The 20,326-nt window shown below is 64.5% G+C and carries 26 protein-coding genes and 1 pseudogene; 18 read left to right on the forward strand and 9 right to left on the reverse strand.

The genetic code is table 11. The annotated features are described in order from the left end of the window. Positions 1-275 (forward strand): annotated as a pseudogene (locus ASD73_RS23220) (UTP--glucose-1-phosphate uridylyltransferase); the annotation flags it as partial. A 35-nt stretch (positions 276-310) separates the two neighbouring features. Here ASD73_RS23220 and aqpZ read toward each other — a convergent pair. Together aqpZ and ASD73_RS11240 are read right to left on the reverse strand one after the other, a co-directional pair. Next, positions 311-1,036 (reverse strand): aquaporin Z, encoded by a 726-nt coding sequence (gene aqpZ / locus ASD73_RS11235; protein ID WP_056372337.1) that lies wholly within the window; start codon positions 1,034-1,036, stop codon positions 311-313. A 100-nt stretch (positions 1,037-1,136) separates the two neighbouring features. Continuing rightward, positions 1,137-2,423: a methyl-accepting chemotaxis protein gene (locus ASD73_RS11240; RefSeq protein WP_235534342.1), complete on the reverse strand. Its 1,287-nt coding sequence runs from the start codon at positions 2,421-2,423 to the stop codon at positions 1,137-1,139. 179 nt (positions 2,424-2,602) lie between these two features. On the opposite strand from ASD73_RS11240, the gene ASD73_RS11245 reads away from it, so the two are divergent. Beyond that, positions 2,603-2,908: a hypothetical protein gene (locus ASD73_RS11245; RefSeq protein ID WP_056372339.1), complete on the forward strand. Its 306-nt coding sequence runs from the start codon at positions 2,603-2,605 to the stop codon at positions 2,906-2,908. A gap of 5 nt (positions 2,909-2,913) precedes the next feature. On the opposite strand, the gene ASD73_RS11250 is transcribed toward ASD73_RS11245, so the two are convergent. Beyond that, positions 2,914-3,582: a S24 family peptidase gene (locus ASD73_RS11250; RefSeq protein WP_056372340.1), complete on the reverse strand. Its 669-nt coding sequence runs from the start codon at positions 3,580-3,582 to the stop codon at positions 2,914-2,916. Positions 3,583-3,718: 136 nt separating this feature from the next. On the opposite strand from ASD73_RS11250, the gene ASD73_RS11255 reads away from it, so the two are divergent. Continuing rightward, on the forward strand, positions 3,719-3,982 hold the full coding sequence (locus tag ASD73_RS11255) for a hypothetical protein (protein WP_056372342.1): 264 nt from the start codon (positions 3,719-3,721) through the stop codon (positions 3,980-3,982). Then, entirely contained in the window at positions 3,979-4,305 is a 327-nt protein-coding gene (locus tag ASD73_RS11260; protein WP_235534343.1) for a hypothetical protein, read from the forward strand. Before ASD73_RS11255 ends, ASD73_RS11260 begins: the two co-directional genes overlap by 4 nt. Here the strand turns inward: ASD73_RS11260 and ASD73_RS11265 are convergent. Continuing rightward, positions 4,302-5,114, reverse strand: a complete 813-nt coding sequence (locus ASD73_RS11265) for a hypothetical protein (protein WP_056372344.1) — start codon at positions 5,112-5,114, stop codon at positions 4,302-4,304. The genes ASD73_RS11260 and ASD73_RS11265 overlap by 4 nt on opposite strands. Before the next feature lie 56 nt (positions 5,115-5,170). Beyond that, positions 5,171-6,376 carry a TIGR04063 family PEP-CTERM/XrtA system glycosyltransferase gene (locus tag ASD73_RS11270; protein WP_056372347.1) on the reverse strand — a complete coding sequence of 402 codons (1,206 nt, stop codon included), beginning with the start codon at positions 6,374-6,376 and terminating at the stop codon, positions 5,171-5,173. An 89-nt stretch (positions 6,377-6,465) separates the two neighbouring features. Between ASD73_RS11270 and ASD73_RS23045 the strand changes: the two genes are divergently transcribed. From ASD73_RS23045 to ASD73_RS11310, 9 genes are all read left to right on the forward strand, one after another. Beyond that, positions 6,466-6,606: a hypothetical protein gene (locus ASD73_RS23045; RefSeq protein WP_162256168.1), complete on the forward strand. Its 141-nt coding sequence runs from the start codon at positions 6,466-6,468 to the stop codon at positions 6,604-6,606. Then, entirely contained in the window at positions 6,599-7,936 is a 1,338-nt protein-coding gene (locus tag ASD73_RS11275; protein WP_056372349.1) for a putative O-glycosylation ligase, exosortase A system-associated, read from the forward strand. The genes ASD73_RS23045 and ASD73_RS11275 overlap by 8 nt, the downstream gene beginning before the upstream one ends. Next, positions 7,897-9,054: an acyltransferase family protein gene (locus ASD73_RS11280; protein WP_056372350.1), complete on the forward strand. Its 1,158-nt coding sequence runs from the start codon at positions 7,897-7,899 to the stop codon at positions 9,052-9,054. Before ASD73_RS11275 ends, ASD73_RS11280 begins: the two co-directional genes overlap by 40 nt. A 59-nt stretch (positions 9,055-9,113) precedes the next feature. Beyond that, on the forward strand, positions 9,114-10,124 hold the full coding sequence (locus ASD73_RS11285) for a DNA topoisomerase IB (RefSeq protein WP_056372353.1): 1,011 nt from the start codon (positions 9,114-9,116) through the stop codon (positions 10,122-10,124). A gap of 127 nt (positions 10,125-10,251) precedes the next feature. Beyond that, positions 10,252-11,352 carry a mechanosensitive ion channel family protein gene (locus ASD73_RS11290; protein WP_443027976.1) on the forward strand — a complete coding sequence of 367 codons (1,101 nt, stop codon included), beginning with the start codon at positions 10,252-10,254 and terminating at the stop codon, positions 11,350-11,352. Between the two features lie 93 nt (positions 11,353-11,445). Further along, positions 11,446-11,904, forward strand: a complete 459-nt coding sequence (locus ASD73_RS11295) for a MaoC family dehydratase (protein WP_056373541.1) — start codon at positions 11,446-11,448, stop codon at positions 11,902-11,904. Between the two features lie 54 nt (positions 11,905-11,958). Beyond that, on the forward strand, positions 11,959-13,140 hold the full coding sequence (locus ASD73_RS11300) for an acetyl-CoA C-acyltransferase (RefSeq protein WP_056372357.1): 1,182 nt from the start codon (positions 11,959-11,961) through the stop codon (positions 13,138-13,140). Between the two features lies 1 nt (position 13,141). Further along, positions 13,142-13,726 (forward strand): carboxymuconolactone decarboxylase family protein, encoded by a 585-nt coding sequence (locus ASD73_RS11305; RefSeq protein WP_056372359.1) that lies wholly within the window; start codon positions 13,142-13,144, stop codon positions 13,724-13,726. A 19-nt stretch (positions 13,727-13,745) separates the two neighbouring features. Next, a complete protein-coding gene (locus tag ASD73_RS11310) occupies positions 13,746-14,036 on the forward strand; it encodes a putative quinol monooxygenase (protein WP_056372361.1) in 291 nt (96 codons plus the stop codon). A gap of 197 nt (positions 14,037-14,233) precedes the next feature. On the opposite strand, the gene soxR is transcribed toward ASD73_RS11310, so the two are convergent. Beyond that, the gene (soxR, locus tag ASD73_RS11315; RefSeq protein ID WP_056372362.1) at positions 14,234-14,704 is read right to left on the reverse strand and encodes a redox-sensitive transcriptional activator SoxR; all 471 of its coding nucleotides are present in this window, start codon (positions 14,702-14,704) and stop codon (positions 14,234-14,236) included. A 200-nt stretch (positions 14,705-14,904) separates the two neighbouring features. Between soxR and ASD73_RS11320 the strand changes: the two genes are divergently transcribed. From ASD73_RS11320 to ASD73_RS11330, 3 genes are all read left to right on the forward strand, one after another. After that, positions 14,905-15,300, forward strand: coding sequence for a VOC family protein (locus ASD73_RS11320; protein ID WP_056372364.1), 396 nt, complete (start codon positions 14,905-14,907; stop codon positions 15,298-15,300). Positions 15,301-15,363: 63 nt separating this feature from the next. Then, positions 15,364-15,828 (forward strand): pyridoxamine 5'-phosphate oxidase family protein, encoded by a 465-nt coding sequence (locus ASD73_RS11325; protein ID WP_056372367.1) that lies wholly within the window; start codon positions 15,364-15,366, stop codon positions 15,826-15,828. Positions 15,829-15,868: 40 nt separating this feature from the next. Further along, positions 15,869-16,261 (forward strand): hypothetical protein, encoded by a 393-nt coding sequence (locus tag ASD73_RS11330; protein ID WP_056372369.1) that lies wholly within the window; start codon positions 15,869-15,871, stop codon positions 16,259-16,261. On the opposite strand, the gene ASD73_RS11335 is transcribed toward ASD73_RS11330, so the two are convergent. Continuing rightward, positions 16,258-17,259: a dipeptide epimerase gene (locus tag ASD73_RS11335; RefSeq protein ID WP_056372371.1), complete on the reverse strand. Its 1,002-nt coding sequence runs from the start codon at positions 17,257-17,259 to the stop codon at positions 16,258-16,260. The two genes, ASD73_RS11330 and ASD73_RS11335, sit on opposite strands and share 4 nt — an antisense overlap. A 24-nt stretch (positions 17,260-17,283) precedes the next feature. Between ASD73_RS11335 and ASD73_RS11340 the strand changes: the two genes are divergently transcribed. Beyond that, positions 17,284-17,679, forward strand: a complete 396-nt coding sequence (locus ASD73_RS11340; RefSeq protein ID WP_082521491.1) for a YkvA family protein — start codon at positions 17,284-17,286, stop codon at positions 17,677-17,679. Between the two features lie 26 nt (positions 17,680-17,705). Here the strand turns inward: ASD73_RS11340 and ASD73_RS11345 are convergent, their stop codons facing one another. Together ASD73_RS11345 and ASD73_RS11350 are read right to left on the reverse strand one after the other, a co-directional pair. Next, complete coding sequence (locus ASD73_RS11345) at positions 17,706-18,539, reverse strand: DMT family transporter (protein ID WP_056372373.1); 834 nt, start codon at positions 18,537-18,539, stop codon at positions 17,706-17,708. A 16-nt stretch (positions 18,540-18,555) separates the two neighbouring features. Then, positions 18,556-19,776: a polyhydroxyalkanoate depolymerase gene (locus tag ASD73_RS11350; protein WP_056372375.1), complete on the reverse strand. Its 1,221-nt coding sequence runs from the start codon at positions 19,774-19,776 to the stop codon at positions 18,556-18,558. Positions 19,777-20,051: 275 nt separating this feature from the next. Here ASD73_RS11350 and ASD73_RS11355 point away from each other — a divergent pair, with 275 nt between their 5' ends. Continuing rightward, positions 20,052-20,309: a YjhX family toxin gene (locus ASD73_RS11355; protein ID WP_056372377.1), complete on the forward strand. Its 258-nt coding sequence runs from the start codon at positions 20,052-20,054 to the stop codon at positions 20,307-20,309. The last annotated feature ends 17 nt before the right edge of the window (positions 20,310-20,326 follow it).

Consider the following 20,326-nt stretch of genomic DNA (forward strand, 5'->3'; position numbering starts at 1 on the left):
CGTCGAACCTGATCATTTCGGGCCGCTATATCCTGCAACCCGAAGTGATGCGCGTGCTCGAAAAACAGGAAAAGGGCGCGGGCGGCGAAATCCAGCTGACCGACGCGATGGCGACGATGATCGGCAACCAGCCCTTCCACGCCGTCACCTTCGACGGCGCGCGTTACGACTGCGGATCGAAGGCCGGTTATATCCAGGCCAATCTGGCGGTCGCGCTCGAACGGCCAGACATCGCGGACGAAGTTCGCGCCTTTGCGATCGACTTGCTGAAATAGCAGCGGCGGAGGCTCTGGCCCCCGCCGCCCGACGTTTATTCGCCTTCGATATTCGGTTTCGGGAAGCTGTCGGCCCCGAGCGTCTTGTAGAGAAGGCCGCCAATCGCCCCGCCGATCAGCGGCGCGATCCAGAACAGCCACAATTGCTGCAGTGCGATGCCGCCGACGACGAGCGCCGGGCCGGTGCTGCGCGCCGGGTTGACCGAGGTATTGGTCACCGGGATCGAGATGAGGTGGATCAGCGTCAGCGCAAGGCCGATCGCGATCGGTGCGAAGCCTGCCGGCGCACGCCCGTCGGTCGCTCCCATGATGATCCACAGGAAGAAAGCGGTCAGCACGATTTCGATGATGAAGCCCGACCAGATGTCATAATGCCCCGGCGAACCCGCATCGAACCCGTTGGCGGCAAGCCCGTTAGTCGCAAGATCATATGCCGGATTACCGCTGGCGACGTAAAAGAGCAGGAACGCCGCGACGATCGCGCCGAGCACCTGCGCAATGACATAGAGCGGAATGTCGCGCGCGTCGAAACGCCCGCCCGCCCATAGCCCTACGGTCACCGCCGGATTGAGGTGACAGCCCGAAATATGGCCGATCGCATAGGCCATGGTGACGACCGTCAGACCGAAAGCGAGCGAGACGCCGAGCAGTCCGATCCCGACGTCGGGAAATGCCGCCGCCAGAACCGCGCTGCCGCAACCGCCGAAGACAAGCCAGAACGTGCCGATAAATTCGGCCAGACCCTTTTGGATATTCGTCATGATGACCCTCCTCCCCGCCGATGGCCTCAGACGCCCCCGGCGCGAGCAGCATCCTATCAGCGCTGCGCGAACGGGCAAGCCCTTGTCCGGCCAAGACGAATCAGGCGGCGGCAACCGCCTCGACGAAGTGGCGCGCGCGCTGGTGCAGCGACAGCGCCGCCTCGGTCAGCCCGGCGGACAATTTGCCCAGCGCCTGCGCACCATCGCCGACGGCGGTCGCGCCGTGCCCGATCTCGCGGACGCGCGCGTCGATTTCGCGGCCCGCGAAGACCGCCTGTTCGACATAGCTCGCGATGGTCAGCGTCGTCGCGCTCTGTCCGTCGACCGCGCGGTCGATCGCGTCGGAAAAACCATTGTTGGCGTCGATCGCCTTCTCGACCTCCTCAAATCCCGCCGCGACCTGTTCAATAATGTCGCGGATCCGGTCGACATATTGGGTGATGTCGCCTGCCGCGACGCGCGTCTGGCTCGCCAGCGTCTTCACCTCCGACGCGACCACGGCAAAGCCGCGGCCGGCGTCGCCGGCGCGAGCCGCCTCGATCCCCGCATTGAGCGCGAGCATGTTGGTTCGGCTCGCCATGTCGATGATCAACGCAAGCATCTGTTCGATCGACTGGCTCGCGGCTTTCAATGCGATCGATCGATCGCTGGCCTGCTTGATCTTGCGATGCGCGTCGCCGCGCACCGAGCGCGCGCGCGATCCGTCGTCGACGATCTTCGCCATCGTCGCGGCGAGCGCGTGGCCGCGATCGCCGAGGTCCTGCAGCCCGGCAAGCGTCTGCGCCGTCGCGCCCGCGACGGTGACCGCGTCGCGCCCCGTTTGCTGCGCGCGTTCGGACAGGGTGCCGGCGACTGCCTCGACCTTGCGCGCCATGTCGGACAACGTCGCGGTGAGCGCGGTGATGTCCTGCTGGAACCGCCGTCCGGCATCGTCGATCTGCGTCGTGCGCGCCGCGCGCTCTTGTGCCAGTTCGACCTCGCGCAGCATCGCCAGCTTGGCGAGCTGGCCGCTGTCGAGCGTTTCGACGAAGCGTCCCGCGCGGACGAGGATCAGTTCCTGCTGCCCCGGCGACTGCGCCACGATGCGCAGCAGATCGGTCGTCGACCGTGCGACATCGGCGGTCGGACAAGGTTCGATCATCGAGGCGATCGAGCCGCCGATCGTCGGATTTTGCATCAGCGAGAACCAGAAGGGACAGAAGAGCAATTCGCGCACCCGCTGTTCGCGGATGATTCCCACCGGCCGCTCTTCGCCATCGACCACGGCAAGCGCGCGGAGCTGCGGATTGCCGCGAAACAGGTCGATGACCTGCGACATATGCGCGTCGGCGCCGATCGCGGACGCGTGGCCCGACGATGGCGTAAAGGCATATCCCATGGCATTCATCAATCTCTCTTCAGTCTGCGACCCTGTTGCGCCTCGACCTAAAGCTGCTTGGTAAACACGACTTTAACCATTTGTTTCAATGATGTGACACATTGGCCGTGCGCGGCGCCGATCCGTCGCAATATCCTGTTCAGATCGCGGCGGTTATGCGATGAGGCGTCATCGGCGAGGAGAAGAAAATGCGCGTTTTAATCTTGGCGGTCATGGCCGCGCCCCTGCTCGCCGGCTGCATCAGCGCGGCGAAGACAGTGGTGACCGCGCCGTTCAAGGCGGTCGGTCAGGTCGCTGACTGGTCGACCACCAGCCAGGAGGAATCGGATCGCAACCGCGGCCGCGAAATGCGCAAGCGCGAGGAACAGATGGGCAAGCTGTCGCGCCAGCGCGACAAGGCGGCCGAAAAATGCCGCGACGGCAAGGCCGACCAATGCCAGCGCGCCGAAGTGCTGGAGCATGAAATCGAAGCATTGATGGCGGCGCCGCGTTAAGCGGTTCACCTCACCCGCCGGCCCGTCCACACGACGCGGCCGACCAATTGCACCGACGCCATCGGCAGGTCATCCCAGCTGCGATAGTGCGGATTGTCGCTGATCACCGATATCCGGCCCTGCCCCGGCGCGCGCGCGACGCGCTTCACCATCAGCACATCGTCCATGCGCAGGACATAGATGCCGTCGCGCAGCCGCGCCGCGGTGTCGCCGCCGTCGACCAATATGTCGTCGCCGTCGTCGAGCGTCGGCGCCATCGAATCGCCCTCGACGCGAATGATGCTGAGCGCGCGCGGATCGGCACCCAGGTCGCGCAGCCATTTGGGGTCGAACGCGACCTCGCCCTCGACGGCTTCGCCATCGACGCTGGCGCCGGCACCGGCCGAGGCGCCGATCGCAAGTTTCGGCACCAATATCATCCCGGGCCCGCGCGCCCGCGCCGGGGTCGCGACACGCTGCACCGGCCCGCCCAGCATCGCTTCGGACACGCCCAGATAGGCGGCGATCCGCGCGCGATCCTGCTCGGCCAGCCGCCGCGGCGAACCGCGCTTGATATATTGCTGGATATAAGCGGGGTTGCGCCCGATCACCTGCGAAATGCGCGCATAGTCGATCCCCCTTTCAGCCAGGAGGCGGTCGAGCGCGGTGCGCGGATCCTGATCGAAATCGGCCATAGGTCGCTGGGGGCTGGTCCTTCCTATTTCGTCTCTAGCAAACGGATTTTTCCTAGACAAGTAGGAAAATGAGCATCAAATAGGAAATATCCTATCGGGTGAGTCGCCCGATTTCAGCGCGATCAGGGAGGAATTTATGGAGCGCAGCCTGCTGCAACGGATCGAGGCCTTCCTGAAGGAATCGGCGATGCCGCCGAGCGTATTCGGCCGCGCCGCCGCACACGACCCGCGTCTCGTCAGCGATTTGCGCGGGGGGCGCGAGCCGGGGCTCGACATGATATGCCGAGTGGAACATTTCATGAACAAATGGCGTGCCGAGCGACGCGCGGGCCGTGTCGCGCCGGAGGGCGACCGGCGAACCCGCGCCTTCCGCCGCCTCGAGCAGCGAGCACAGGCATGATGCGCTGGTCCCCCGCGTTGCCGCCGCGTCCCGGTTGCCCGCATCGGCGGCTCCGCCATCTACTTGTCGGCGAATTGCCGCACGGGCTGGCGCCGGGCGCCTCGACTTTTCGTCCCTGGGCGAGCGCGAATTTCGTCGGCGCGCGCCACCTGTTTCCCTGTGTGCTGGCGGCGGGCGATAGCGAGCCGGTGCGCCGCGCGCTGCACGACCGGCTGAACGCGGCCGAATGGACGCTCCCCGGACATATCGTCGCCGATGTCGTGGTGGAATGCGGGGCCGAGCCGCAGACGCTTCGGATCGAAATATTGACGGTCGAGGATTAGCCGACCGACTGGCGCTTCATCCGCTGCAGCGTGCTCAGTGCGGCTTCGAGCGCGAAGTCGACTTCGGCTTCGCCTTCGGCTGGGACCTCGTCGGGCACCGGGATCGCCGCGGTCGAAGCCGGGGCAGCCCGCTGGCGGCGCGTCAGCCCCGCTTCGAAGCGCGCGACCATGGCGCCGAGCGACTTGTCGGCGGGATCGGGCATCGGCGGCGGCGACGTCATCACGGCGGGTTGCAGCCAGGGCGCCTCGCCGTCGAATTCTTCTTCGGGCGCAAGATCGGCGAGCACCAGTTCGTCGGCATCGTCGGCCTCCGCTTCGCCCAACCACAAGCCAACCGGTTCGGCGATAGCGCTTCCGTCCAGCCCGCCCGCGGGCAGATCGCGGCCCGCGCGAATCGGCGGGCGCGGCGGATCGTCGGGGTGCAGGTCGACGCGGCGGCGCGTCAGCACCGGTTCGTCATCGCTTACTTCGTCAGGTACGCGACGAAAACGGTCGCGCAGCGAGGACAGCCCCGCCGCTTCGGGCTTCGCGATCAGCAGCGCGACGAGGCCCGCGATCAATGCGGCGAACGCCGACATGCCGAACGCGAGCGCGAGCCGCCCGCCATTGCCGATCGGCTGCACGAAAAGGTCGGAGAGGCGGTCGAGATAGAGATTCCAGCTGATCCCCGCGACCCACGAAAAGGGCATTACGGCAGCGAACAGGAAGGTCAGCGCCGCAGCGCCGATCACCGCCGGAATCGCGGGCTGGAGCGCGCGCAGCAGCGCGGTCGCTGTCGCCTTGGCCCGGTTCTCGCTCGTCTCTTCCATATCGTCCCAAATCCATCGGCCTATCGAGCCATTTGCGTCTCTTAGAATCGCGGTGCTCAGGCGCCGCGCAGCAATCGCTGGTAAACCGGCTCGTAACGTAAAATGTTTGACGACCAGTTACGATGACTTTCCACAAAAATACGTGCTGTCCGCCGTCGCTCGGGCCACATTTCCCGATTTTGCAGCAGCTTGGCGAGCGCACCGGCAATCGCGGCGGGGTCGTCGGGCGCGAACAGGGTGCCCGTGGTGCCGTCCTCGATCAGCTCGCGGTGGCCGCCGACATCGGACGCGGCGACGAGCTTGCCCTGCGCCATCGCCTCGAGCGGCTTCAGCGGCGTGACGAGGTCGGTCAGCCGCATCTTCTTGCGTGGATAGGCGAGGATATCGATCAGCGAATAATAGCGCTCGACCTCCTGGTGCGGGACGCGGCCGACGAAATGGATGTGCGCGGCAGCGGGCGATGCCGCCGCCTGCGCTTTCAGCGCCGCCTCCATCGGCCCGCCGCCGACGAGGAGCAGCCGCGCCTTCGGTTGCGCCGCGACCAGCGCGGGCATCGCCGCGATCAGGTCGTCGATCCCCTCATAATCGTAAAAGCTGCCGATATAGCCGATCACCGCGTCGTCGGTCGCGAGGCCCAGCGTGTCGGCAAGCGCATCGTCGCGCGGCGTTGGATCGCCAAACAGCTCCAGATCGACGCCGTTCGGCGACACGGTGATCTTTGCCGGATCGATACCGCGCGCGAGCAAATCGCCGCGCAGCCCTTCGCAGATCACCGCGACCGCGTCGGCCGATTTCACAGCATGCGTTTCGAGTTGCTTCGTGAGCCAGTAGCGCAAACTGCCTTCGTGCCCGGTGCCGTTGCCGACCGACGCATCCTCCCAGAAAGCGCGAATTTCATAGATGACCGGGATGCCCAGTTTCTTGCCGACGCGCAGCGCCGCCAGCCCGTCGAGCACCGGCGAATGCGCATGCAGCACGTCGGGTTTCCAATCCCTCGCCAGCGCCTCGACGCGCTTCGCCAGTGCCCCGATCTCGCGCCACTCCCGGATCGGCGCACGTGCGGGGGCAATCGGGGGGGTACGATAGAAGGTCAGCCCGTCGACCGTCTCGCCGTCCGGACCCGGCTCGGGATGCCGCACGCCGGTCACGCCCGCAACTTCCCAACCCTTGGCGACCTGCGCCTTCATCAGCGCGCGGGTGCGAAAGGTGTAGCCGCTGTGCGCGGGCAGGCTATGGTCGAGGACGTGCAGGATGCGTGTCATGGGCCAGTGCACTGACATACAAGCCTTAACGCGGCGTCAACCCCGATCGCGTAGCCGGAGCGGACATGATCGACAATTTTTCCCTTGGCTTGACGCACGTTCTGATGGCGATCGCGCTCTGGCGCCTGCTCCATCGCGACGATCTCGATCGCGAGGTCAGTCCGCGCCTGCTGTGGCAGCAAAGCCGCGATGCCGAACGCGCCGAAGCGGACGCCCGCCCCGATGCGTGACCTCGCGTTCGTCGCCTTTCTGTTCGCCTTCATCGGGATCGGCTTCAGGAAGCCGTTCCTGTTCATACTGTGCTTTTGCTATATCGACGTCGTCGCGCCGCAGCGCCTCAGCTATTTCCTGATCAACTCGATCCCGATTTCGCTGATCGTCTTCGGACTCGCGATTGCCGGCTGGCTCGTAGCCGACGACAAGAAGGACACCCGCTGGTCGGGGCGGCAGACTTTGCTCGTGATGCTGCTCATCTATTGCTGGATGACGACGATCTATGCCGATTTCCCCGTCGAGGCGGCGGACAAGTGGAGCTGGGTTTGGAAGGCGCTGATCTGGGCGATCTTCCTTCCGCTTACGCTGCGGACGAAGCTGCGGATCGAGGCGCTGGCGCTGATGCTGCTGCTTTCGGCGGCGGCGATCGCGATCGCGGGCGGCATCAAGACCGCAGCGGGCGGCGGGGGTTATGGCACGCTGCAGTTGCTGCTGAGCGAAAATTACGGGCTTTACGAGGGCAGCACCATGTCGTGCGTCGCCATATCGATCATCCCGCTGATCCTGTGGTATCGCCGCCACGGGACGATCTTTCCGCCCGACTGGATGGTGTCGGCCTTCTGCTTCGCGCTGGTCTTCGCTTGTGCCTTGCTGCCCGTCGGCACCCAGGCGCGCACCGGGCTGATCTGCCTCTTCGTGCTCGCGCTACTGTCGCTGCGCGCGGTCAAGCACCGCCTTCTCTACATCGCGGGCGCCGGGCTGCTCGCCGCTGCCGCTATCCCCTTCTTGCCGCAAAGCTACACCGACCGCATGGAAACGATCCGCGGCTACAAGTCCGACCAGTCGGCCTCAACGCGCGTCGCGGTGTGGGCGTGGACCTGGGACTATGCGAAGGACAATCCCATGGGCGGCGGCTTCAACGCCTTTCTTCAAAATCGCGTGCGCGTCGAAAAGGAAGCGAGCCGCCCCGACGAGGTCGCGAGCGTTTATGAAGAAGAATCGCGCGCCTATCATTCGAGTTATTTCGAGATGCTGGGCGAGCAGGGCTATCCCGGAACCGCCATGTGGTTGCTCCTGCATTTTGCGGGGCTGGTGCAGATGGAGCGGACCCGACGGCGCTACCTGAAAACGCGGCGCGGCGAAGAGCAATGGATCGCGCCCTTGGCGACCGCGCTGCAGCACGGCCACATCGTCTATCTGGTCGGGTCGCTGTTCGTCGCCATCGCCTTCCAGCCCTTCATCTATATGATGTTGGCGCTCGAGATCGGGCTGACGACCTATTGCCGGCGCCGCGAGAAGGAAGCGGGATGGCGGCCGCTGACCCAGCGCTCGATGGTGGCCGCGTGAGCGTCGCCACCATGCCGCGACAAATGCTGCCGACCCTCACCGGGCTCCGCGGGTTCGCGGCGCTGATGGTGCTGCTCTACCATATCCGCAGCGCGATGGGAGGCTTCCTGCCCGAGCGTGTCATTGCGGTGCTGGCCGAGGGCTATCTCGCGGTCGACCTGTTCTTCGTGCTGTCGGGGTTCGTGCTGTGGTGGACCTATGGCTCCGAGTTCCGCGATCAGGGTATCCGCGCCGCGCCGCGTTTCATTATACGGCGATTTGCCCGCATCTTTCCGCTCCACCTCGCGATACTGTCGGCGATGCTGCTGTTCGCGGTGGCGCTGCTCTTCAGCGGACGCGACCCCGGCGCGCATTACAGCTTCGCCGAGCTGCCGGCGCATTATCTGCTGGTCCAGAATTGGGGGTTCGCCAACGGGCTGACATGGAACGATCCCGCCTGGTCGATCTCGACCGAATGGGCGGCCTATCTGCTGCTGGCGATCGCGGGCGGCTGGCTAACGCGGCTACCGCGCGGCGCGTGGAGCTTCCCTTTGCTGATCATCGCGATGGCGGCCGGTCTGGGATGGTGGTTCGCGGCAACCGGCCGCGCGAGCATCGGCGACGATATTCCCGCGACCGGGCTGCTGCGCTGTCTCGTCGAATTCGGCATCGGCATCCTGCTTTGCCAATGGTGGACGGCGCAGCGCGAACGGCCCCGCGGCACGGTGATCATCTATGGCACCGCGCTCGGCCTCGTTGGCGCCGCAGCGCTCCTGCTCGGGGTGGCGGGGTCGCAGCCGGCGGCCGTGCCACTGATCATGACCACTGTGGTCATCCTCGCGCTGCAGGCCTCGACGGCGCCACGGCCGCTCTTGTCAGGCAGGATCGCGCAATGGCTGGGCGACATCAGCTATGCCGTCTATCTGTCGCATTTTTTCCTGTGGATCCTCTTCAAGCTTTTCTTCGTCGACGATCCGGCGCTGGTCCATCCGGCCAAGATTCTGGCGTTCATCCTGCTGACGCTGGCCGTGTCGCACCTTCTCCATATCGCGCTCGAGGTGCCGGGGCGGCGGATCGCCCAGCGGGCCGGCGATCGCCTGCTCGCCGCACCGCGCGCCGCGGGCCGTAGCGAGACCTGATCCGCGGGCGCCCTGTCACAGCCGGGGAACCATAGACGGCGGCGAGGCGCTATGGACCCATGTCCGCTCTGCGCCTTGTTCATGTCGACGACAGCCTGCCTGGCATCACCCGCGCGCGTTCGGGCGTCGGCTGGCGCTATCGCGACGCCAAGGGAAAGATCATCCGCGACCGCGACGAGATCGACCGCCTCAACGCGATCGCACTGCCGCCGGCCTATGAGGATGCGTGGTTCTGCCCCGCGGCGAACGGCCATATCCTCGCGACCGGCTATGACGCGCGCGGGCGCAAGCAATATCGCTATCACCCCGATTTCCGCATGGCGCGCGAGGCGGACAAATATGACCGCTGCGCCGCCTTTGGCCACGCACTCCCTCTGCTTCGCGCACGCCTGGTCGATGATCTGAACCGCCGGACGCTCTGCTCCGAACGCGTCGTCGCTGCGGTCGTGCGCCTGCTCGACCTCGCCGCGCTCCGCGTCGGTAACGAGCAATATGTGGCGGCGAACAAGAGCTTCGGTGCGACCACGCTGCGCCAGCGCCATGCGAAGCTGTCGGGCAAGACGCTTCGCCTCAAATATATCGCCAAGGGCGGTGCGAAACGCGAGGTCACGATCAGCGACCGCAGCCTCACCACACTGGTGCGCCGGCTTCAGGACCTGCCCGGCCAGAATCTCTTTCAATATGAGGATGAGGGCGCCCTCTGCTCCGTCGCATCTGAGGATGTGAACGCCTATATCCGCGAAGCGATGGGCGGCGAGTTCAGCGCCAAGCATTTCCGCACCTGGTCGGCGAGCGTCGAAGCATTCGCCTTCCTCTACGACGCGTCCAAACCGCCGACCCTGAAGGCGATGCTCGAACATGTCGCCGACCACCTCGGCAATACGCCGGCGATCGCGCGCAAAGCTTATGTCCACCCGGCGATGCTTGCCGCGGCGCAGGCGCGCGAAGACTTTGCCGCGGCGGTCGGCAACCTGCCGCGCGCGACGCGTTATCTTTCGCGTTACGAACGCGGATTTTTGACCTATCTGGAGCGGGCGCCCGCGGCCGCGGTGCTGCTCCAATCCGCCTGATCCGACGTACAAAGGACCCGACGTGACTTTCTCTATCCTCGCCGCCGCGACCACCGCCGCCCCGAAAGCTGCGCCCGCGAAGGCGGCCGCGACCAACCCCCTCAACGACCTGCAGCGCTATTGGGACATGAGCGTGGCGTGGGTGGAAAGCCATTGGCTGCAGATCGGTATCGCGATCGGCGTCGGTCTCGCCATCTATTTCCTGCTGTCGATGGTCCGCCGCTTTGCGCTCAAATATGCGCAGTCAGCCGAAGGCGACCTCTCGCTGACCCACATCGCCGGGCGCGTGATCCACAAGACCAAGTCGTCGGTGCTCGCGATCATCGCGATCCGCATGGTCGCGAGCTATGCGCAGCCGCCGGCGATCATCATGCAGATGATCCAGTTCGTCTTCACCGTCGCGGTCGTGCTGCAAGTCGCGATCTGGGCGCGCGAAATCGTGCTCGGGCTGATCCAGCGCCGCGCTGCCGAGGGCAACAATGAGACGCTGTCCAACGCGATGGGCATCATCCGCCTGCTGATCAGTATCGCTTTGTTCGCGATCGCGGCGATCGTCATCCTCGACAATATGGGGGTCAACGTCACCGGCCTCATCGCCGGTCTGGGCATCGGCGGCATCGCGATCGGCCTCGCCGCGCAGGGCATTTTCTCAGATCTCTTTGCCTCGCTCTCGATCATCTTCGACCGGCCGTTCCGCGTCGGCGAGACGATCAAATATGACACGAGTACCGCGACGGTCGAGCGGATCGGGCTCAAGAGCACGCGCCTGCGTTCGCTCAACGGCGAACTGCTCGTGATCTCGAACACCAATCTGCTGAGCAAGGAGATCACCAATTTCGCGCATCTCCATCGCCGCCGGATCACTTTCAAGATCGGCGTCATCTATCAGACCACACCCGAAATGCTGCGCGACCTGCCGGCGTTGCTCGAGGCGCAGGTGGTCGCCGGGGGGCAGGAATTCATCCGGTCGAGCTTCCTGAGCTTCGGCCCTTCGAGTCTCGATTTCGAGCTGCTCTTCGATGTTTTCAGCGACGAGTTCGACGTCGTCGCCGCGGCACGGACTGACATCGGCATCCGGCTGTTCGAGGCGATGGCGAAGGCCGGCTACGAATTCGCCTATCCGACGCAGACGACCTTTACCGCGGCGCCCGACGGGACCATGATCATGCCCTATTCCGAGTCTCCAAGGCCCAAGGCAGCGGCGGCAAAGGCAGCGAAGCCCGGCTGACGCTACGGCGCCGCGGCTGCCGGGCTTGGCTCTTGTGCAACGCGTCAAGAGAGGCCTAGAACGCGCCCCGAACCAGCTATTGAGGGGATGATTATGGCCACCATCACGCCGCAGGAACTGCAAACCAAAGTCGGTGAGCATCTCGGCACGTCGGATTGGGTGCTCGTCGATCAGGAGATGATCAACAAGTTCGCCGACGCGACGGGCGATCATCAATTCATCCATATCGACGAGGAAAAGGCGAAGCTGACGCCCTTCGGCGGCACGATCGCGCACGGCTTTCTCACCCTCTCCCTGATGCCGCTGCTCGGCGCGAGCACCGACGGCCCCAAGGTCGGCGGCATCAAGATGGGTGTCAACTACGGCTGCAACAAAGTCCGCTTCCTGTCGCCCGTCCGTTCGGGCAAGCGCGTGCGCAGCCACGTGAAGCTGCTCGAGCTTGAGGAAAAGCGCCCCGGCCAGTGGCAGCAGACCAATGAAGTCTCCGTCGAGATCGAGGGCGAGGAAAAGCCCGCCCTGATCGCCGAATGGATCAGCCAGTTTTTCGTTTGAGCATAGCCCTCCCCGGCAAAGATTCTGCCTAACTCACCGAAGAGGAATTACATCATGCGTGACGCCGTCATCGTTTCCACCGCCCGCACCCCGCTGACCAAGGCGGCGCGCGGCTCGTTCAACAACACGCTCGCGCCGACGCTGGGCGCGCATGCGGTCCGCGCTGCGGTCGAGCGCGCCGGTGTCGAAGGCGGCGAGATCGACGACGTCGTTTTCGGCGCCGCGATGCAGCAGGGATCGCAGACGATGAACGTCGCGCGCCTGATCGCGCTGCGCGCCGGCCTGCCCGTCACCGTCCCCGGCATGTCGATCGACCGCCAGTGCTCGTCGGGCCTGATGACAATCGCGACCGCCGCGAAGCAGATCATCGTCGACCGTCAGGACATCGCGGTCGCCGGCGGCATCGAGTCGATCTCGAAGGTCAGCGGCAGCGGCAAGGTGTTCATCGAGACCGACGCCGAGCTGATCGCGATGCACAAGGACACCTATATGCCGATGATCGGCACCGCCGAGGTCGTCGCCAAGCGCTACAACATCAGCCGCGAGGCGCAGGACGAATATTCGTTCCAGTCGCAGCAGCGCACCGCCGCCGCGCAGGCCGCGGGCAAATATGACGACGAGATCGTCGCCTGTAACGCGACCATGGCGGTGGTGAACAAGGAAACGAAGGAGGTCAGCTTCCAGGATGTCGTCGCGAACAAGGACGAGTGCAACCGTCCCGACACGACGCTCGAAGGCCTGCTCAGCCTGAAGCCCGTAATGGGCGAAGGCTTCTCGATCACCGCGGGCAACGCCAGCCAGCTCGCCGACGGTGCATCGGCCGCGGTGTTGATGGAAGCCAGGGTCGCCGAGAAGAAGGGCCTCCAGCCGCTCGGCCGTTATGTCGGCATGGCGGTCGCGGGCACCGAACCCGACGAAATGGGCATCGGCCCCGTCTTCGCGATTCCGAAGCTGCTCGAACGCTTCGAGCTCAAGATGGACGACATCGGCCTCTGGGAACTCAACGAAGCCTTCGCCGTGCAGGTCCTCTACTGCCGCGACACGCTCGGCATCCCGAACGAGCTGCTCAACGTCAACGGCGGCTCGATCTCGATCGGCCACCCCTTCGGCATGACCGGCGCGCGCTGCGTCGGCCACGCATTGATCGAAGGCAAGCGTCGCGGCGTCAAATATGCCGTCGTCACCATGTGCATCGGTGGCGGCCAGGGCGCAGCGGGCCTGTTCGAGGTCTTCTGATTTGCGCCTGAGCAGGCCACGTATCGAGCCGGTCGACCTCGACCGGCTCGATGCCGACCAGCGCGCCGCGCTCGAACCCTTCCTTGCCTCGGATGGAGGCAAGGTCGGGGGCGGCAAGATCCTCAATATCTTCCGCACCCTCGCCCATGCGCCCAAGGCGCTGACCGCCTTCCTCGGCTGGGGCAATTATATCCTGTCGAAGCGCAATGCGCTTTCGCCCCGGAATCGCGAACTCGTTATCCTGCGCACCGGCTACAACTGCCGCTCGGGTTATGAGTGGACCCAGCACAAGCGCATCGGGCTCGACTGCGGGCTCACCGAAGACGAGATCGCGCGCATCAAGGCCGGCCCCGATACAGAGGACTGGAACGACCTCGACCGCGCGATGCTCCGCGCGACCGACGAACTGACCACCAACCACTTCGTTACCGACGCAAGCTGGGCCGCGCTCGCGCCGCTGGGCGACAAGGGCCGCATGGACCTCGTCATGACCGTCGGCCAGTACACGCAGGTTTCGATGATATTGAACAGCTTCGGCATCCAGGTCGAGGACGGCTGGACCGTCGACCCCGACCTCAAAGCCTGAACCACAAGGGAGAGAGACCATGAGTGCCATCGGTGTGATCGCCACACTGCGCGTGCAGCCCGGCAAGGAAGAGGCTTTTGAAGGCGTGTTCGCCGAACTCGCCGCCGCGGTGCACGCGGACGAGCCCGGCAACAGCTATTACAAGCTGTTCCGCACCAGTGAGGCGGGCGTGTACAAGGTGCTCGAATGCTATGACAGCGACGCCGCGGTCGAAGCGCACCGCGCGTCGGACCATTTCCGCACCCTCGGCGCCAAACTCGGCCCCTGCCTCGCCGGTGCGCCCGAAATCGAGCGCCTTTCGGCCGTCTGACCGGATGTCCTTTGAAGGAACGAAGAACCGGTTTCGACCGGTTCCTCCGCTCCGCTCTAATATTTCGTCATTCCCGCGAAAGCGGGAACCCGGTAGCAACGTCCGCTCGCTGGGTTCCCGCTTTCGCGGGAATGACGAAGGTTGAGGATCTCAGCGCACCCGGTTGAAATAGTTGGTGCGCATCGCGGTGCAAGGTGTCAGCCGACCTCGGCAATCTCCCCCGACCGGTCGCCGAGCACATAACGCGGCCCCGCGCCGCGCTGAGCCGCCTTGTCCTCGCGGTTATAAAGTCCGCATTTCTTGAGCGAGAGGCACCCGCAACCGATGCAATTGCCGAGCAGTTCGCGCGTGCGTTCGAGCGCCGCGATCTGCGCATCGATCCGCGCGCCGAGGCCGGTGCTGATCCGCGTCCAGTCGGCACCGTTCGGCGTCCGCCCGGCCGGAAGCCCCGCAAGCTCGGCGGCAATCTCCTCGAGGCTCAGCCCCAGTTGCTGCGCGATCAGGATGAAAGACACGCGGCGGATGTCGGCGCGCAGGAAGCGGCGCTGGCCGCCGCCGGTGCGCAGCGCTTCGACCAGCCCCTTGGCCTCGTAAAAGCGTATCGCCGACACCGCGACGCCGGTGCGCGCCGCGAGTTCGCCGATCGCGATCAGGTCGGTCCGATGCATTCCCATTTCCTTCCGTCATTGCGAGGAGCGGAGCGACGCGGCAATCCCCAGATGTCGGCCATGTGCAAGGCCGATGGCTGGAGATTGCGTCGCTTCGCTCGCAATGACGGGCTCAATAATCAGCAACGCCATTTCTCCTTGATCTCAACCTGACTTGAGCTTTCATAAGTCCGGCGTCAACGCGAATCAGGAGAAGTTGAGTGACGCACCCCTTCATCGAGCATGTGAATCTGACGGTCAGCGATCCCGACCGCACCGCCGGAATCCTCTCGGCGATCTTCGGCTGGCACGAACGCTGGCGCGGACCCGCACGCGATGGCGGGCGCACGATCCACCTTGGCAGCGAGGCCGCCTATATCGCGCTCTACACCGGCCCCGACGGCGAGCATGCCGACGCGCAATATCCAAAGGGCGCGCCGCTCAACCATGTCGGCGTACAGGTTGACGATCTCGACACGATCGAAATGCGCGTGAAGGCGGTCGGGCTGACCCCGTTCAACCACGGCGACTATGAACCCGGCCGCCGCTTCTATTTCTTCGATCCCGACGGCATCGAATATGAGGTGGTCAGCTATGCGGAGCCGCGCCCGCGCTGAACCGGGCAACAGGCGCCCAGTTCGCGCGTTGTTCGCTTATCGAGGGACGAAAGGAATTCTCCCATGAGCGACGACATCAAAAAGCAGTTCTGGAAAGCCTTGGCCGACAGCCCCTATGTCATGGTCGGCGCGACCGGTGAGCGCGAACATCATATCCCGATGAACGCCCAGCTCGACAAGGATGCGAGCAGCGCCTTCTGGTTCTTCACCGCGACCGACAACCGCCTTTCGGGCGGCGGCCCCGCGATGGCGCAATTTTCGGCAAAGGGTCATGACCTGTTCGCCTGCATCTCGGGCACGCTCGTTCACGAAAGCGACCACGCGGTGCTCGACAAATTGTGGAACAACAGCATCGCGGCTTGGTACGAAGGCGGCAAGGATGACCCCAAGCTCGTCCTCTTGCGCTTCGATCTCGACAATGCCGAAATCTGGACCGCCGACCCGAGCATCAAGGGCCTGTTCAAGATGGCAACCGGCATGACGATGAAGGAAGGCGAGCTGGGCCAGCACGCGCAGGTAGCACTTTAGCATGTCTGGACATGCGCCCATGCCCGGCTAAAAAGCCAGCATGGGCACATGGCCTGAGCAGCATTTTGCATGGCATGGCTATACGATCCGCGATGAATATCGCCGATGGCTGCCGCTGGTCATCCCCGTCGAAATCCTGCTGCTCGCCGGGCTGTGGTTTTACGGTCACAACGGCACAATCCACTTCCCCTCGACATTACCCGGGGTAAGCGTCTTTGCGGTCGGCCTCGCCTATAGAATCGCTCTTCTCTTTCTTACGGCGCGGCGATTTCGGTCGGCAGGACTCTCGCGCGGATGGTTGTTCCTACCCTTCTGCACCATCAACATTCCCGTCGGCGGCTATTTTTGGAGCGTCGGGGCCACAATCACGCTGCTCACCATTTTGGCCGGCACGACCGTCGAAGATTTACGGGAAGAAGAACCCATCTACTAAACGCGTGGAGCGATCCGCCCCTCACGAAATTCGAACCCGCCCTCGCGGTCGCGCTCCAACAAGGCAGGGCCGTCGAGATCGACCCAGCGCGCACGCTGCGCGAGTACAAACGCCGGCGCGATCGCGAGGCTGGTCGACAACATGCACCCGACCATGATCGACAGCCCCGCCGCATCGGCCGCATCGGCGATCCGCAGCGCCTCGGTCAGCCCGCCCGCCTTGTCGAGCTTGATATTCACGCCGTCGTAAAAGGCGCCGATCCGTGCGACATCGGCCGCGGTCTGACAGCTTTCGTCGGCAAGGAAAGGAATGGGCGAGTAGATCGGATCGAGCAGCGCGTCGGCGCCCACCGGCACCGGCTGTTCGATCATTTCGACCCCCAGGTCGGCGAGCGCCTCGGCCTCGCTCAAAATGTCGATATCGCGCCAGCTTTCGTTGGCGTCGACAATCAGCCGCGCCTCGGGTGCGCCCTTGCGTACCGCGGCGACGCGCAGCCGGTCGTCTTCGCCGGTGAGCTTGAGCTTGAGCAAACGATAGCCGTCGGCCTCGGCAGTCGCCGCCTGCTCCGCCATCGCGCCGGGGGCGCCGAGCGAGATGGTGAAAGCGGTAACACGCGATGTCGGCGCGCCGTCGCACCCCGCGAGCTGCCAAAGGCGCAAACCGCGCTGCCGCGCTTCGAGGTCCCACAGCGCGCAATCGAGCGCGTTACGCGCCGCGCCGGCGGCCATCAGTTCCTGCACCGCCGCACGCGCACTCGCGGCGTCCAGTTCGGCGATATGCGGGGCGACGCGCAATATCTGATCGCGGCACCCCGCCGCATCCTCACCCAAATAATAGATCGGCGTCCCCTCGCCGCGCCCAACGACGCCTCCATCTTCTTTGGCGCCCTCGATTTCGGCGACGACGACATCGACGTGCGTCTTGGCGCCGCGGCTGATCACGAACGCCCCCGCGACCGGCCAGCGTTCGACACGCGCGCTTTTCAGTTGGATAGCCATGCGGGAAGGCTAGTGTAGATCGCGATGACCGGCAAATCCCTTTCCGAACGCATCGGCGATCTCGGCCACCGCCTCGCGGTCGAGGCGCACGCCGCCTGGCTCGCAGCGCGCGATCCCCGCGTGCCCTGGCTCGCGCGCCTGCTCGCGATCGCGGTCGCGGCCTATGCGCTGTCGCCGATCGACCTGATCCCCGACTTCATTCCGGTGTTGGGCTGGCTCGACGATTTGCTGATCGTGCCGCTCGGCCTGTGGGTTGTGCGCCGCCTGATCCCCGATCCGCTCTGGGCCGAACTCCACGCCGCGGCCCAAACCGCGAGCGAACGCCCGTCGAGCCGCGCCGGAATGGCGATCATCCTGCTGCTGTGGGCGGGGCTGCTCTACATTGTCTATTGGAGCGTACGGACATCGCCCTGGCACTAAATACCGGACATCGAAAGGCGGGTTCCTTATCCCGCCGAGAGACAGACGACTCCCACCGTTACCGTCAACGCACCGAGAATCTTCTGCAGCGTGATCCTTTCGTGCAGCACGAAGGTCCCGATGAGTGCGGCAAATAATATGCTGGTTTCGCGAATGGCAGAAACACCGCCCATTGTGCTTCGGCTCATTGCCCAGACCGCGATGCAATAGCCAAGCGTGCCCAATATCCCTGCGCCGATAACCAGTACCCCTGCTTTTCCCCGGGGCAAGCTGGGAACCTGTCGCCTGATGACGATGAAGGACAGAGGAATGAGAAATCCCGCTACAACAGCTTGCCAGGCGGCATAGCTGGTGGCGCTTTCCGACAGGCGGACGCCCAGCCCGTCAACGACCATATAGCTGGCGATAAATATCCCCGTAGCAAGGGCGGCGATGGTCGACTTTGAATCGGGGCGGTTGCTTCCGAGCGTCAACAAAATGATGCCCAATGAGACACAGGCAATGCCCATAAGTCCCACGGTGCCCGGCAATTCGCCCGCGACCAGGGCCGCGCCAAGTGTGACCAGCAGGGGCGCGCTCCCCCGTGCGATCGGATAGACGCTGGACAGTTCGCCGTGGCGATAAGCCCTGACCAAAAACAGGGAATATCCGATCTGAAGCAACGACGACAGGATGAGATAGGGCCAACTCGGCGGGGCGGGCGCGCCCAAGACCATGGCAAAGGGCAAGGCCGCGATTGCTCCGACCAGACATATGATCGCAAGCGTCCAGAAGCGATCCTCGCCATTCCTGACGATGGCATTCCAGATGGCGTGGATCAGTGCCGAAGCGAGAAGCAGACCGATAACTATTGGAGACATTTCGGTCTTTCGATGATTAGCCGCCGTGCGCGCGAATCCATTTCTCGACCACCGGCGCAATCTCCTCGCGCCACTTGCGGCCGTTGAAAATGCCATAATGGCCGACGCTCTTCGCCATCAGATATTTCTTCTTCTCGGCGGGCAGCGCCTTGGCGATCGTCAGCGCGGCCTTGGTCTGGCCGATCCCCGAAATATCGTCACGCTCGCCCTCGATCGCGAGGATCGCAATATCTTCGATCGCGCCGACGTCGACCGGCTGGCCGCGATGCGTCATCTCGCCCTTCGGCAGAAGGTGGCGCTGGAACACGACGTCGACCGTCTGCAGATAGAATTCCGACGTCATGTCGCACACCGCGCGATATTCGTCGTAGAATTCCTTGGTCTTGTCGGCACTCTCGCCGTCGCCGTCGACCAGATGTTTGAACATCTCCCAATGGCTCATCATGTGATTGCCAAGGTTCATCGACATGAAGCCCGCGAGTTGCAGGAAGCCCGGGTAAACGCGGCGTCCGGCGCCCGGATAATAGGCCGGGACGGTCGCAATGACATTTTCCTGGAACCAGGCGTGCGGCCGCGTCATCGCATGCTCGTTCACCGCGGTCGGCGCTTTGCGCGTGTCGATCGGCCCGCCCATCATCGTCAGCGTCTTTGGCCGGCACTTATGCTTGTTCGCCGCCATGATCGCCGCCGCCGCAAGGCTCGGCACCGAGGGCTGGCATACCGCCAGCACATGCGCGCCGGGACCGATATGCTCGAGCCACGAGATCAGATAATCGACATAATCGTCGAGGTCGAATTTGCCGGCTTCGAGCGGCACGTTGCGCGCATCCCGCCAGTCGGTGATCCAGACGTCATGGCCGGGCAGCATCCGCTCGACCGTGCCGCGCAGCAGCGTCGCATAATGGCCCGACATCGGCGCGACAATCAGCAGCTTGGGCGCATCCTTCGTGCCCTTGTGCTTGAAATGCTTGAGCTGGCCGAAGGGTTTGCGCGCCTCGACGACCTCGGTAACGCGCACCGTCTCGCCATCGACGACGGTCTCGTACAACTCGAACCCCGGCTTGCCGCGCGGCGCCGACGCGTGTGCGAACACTTCGAGCGCCGAGGCGAACATCGGGCTTCCGCTGAAATAGCCGAGCGGATTCGCCGGATGCTGCATCACCTGCGCGCCCGCGGTCGCCAGCGCACTCGCGCCTGCGAGCCAATTCTTCTGCATGTCAAAGGCATGGTACAGCATATTCAAATCGTTCCTTGCGTAGCCCGGCGGCGCTCTTCGGCGCCTGCTCATTGGTTAGCAGTCTAGGGGCTCATCTTCATTGTGCAATGCATCAAAATCGTTGCGAGGCGTACCGAAGTCGAATATTCTGCGTTTCAAGGCGCATGATGCGCCGATGGAGTGAATATGTCTGAGATTGCGGGCAACCGCTAACATCCCGGCGTAATCGGGATGTGCGCAGCGCGGCGACCAACGGGTCGGCGCGCCGTTGTTGCTTGATAATCCCGGATAATCCCATGAATATTTCGAAAGCGGAGCAGCGTATGCTCCATGTGCTGGCGCAGGGCGGCATGATCCGCCATCGGCGCGGCGAAGCCGGCCACATCGTCGAAGCTTTGTGCTTCACGCGTGACGGGCATGTGCTCGCCAATACCGGTCTGTCGCTGTTCAACCGGCTGCGGCGGCGCGGTTTTATCGGCTCGCTGAACGGCGCGCCGTACCGCATCACGCAAGCGGGCCTCCGCGCGGTGCGCGCGCAGCTCGACAACCGGTGACGATCGGGCGCTGACGA

It is taken from the genome of Sphingopyxis sp. Root154 (genome assembly GCF_001427105.1).
In the GTDB taxonomy this organism is placed as follows: Bacteria; Pseudomonadota; Alphaproteobacteria; order Sphingomonadales; family Sphingomonadaceae; genus Sphingopyxis.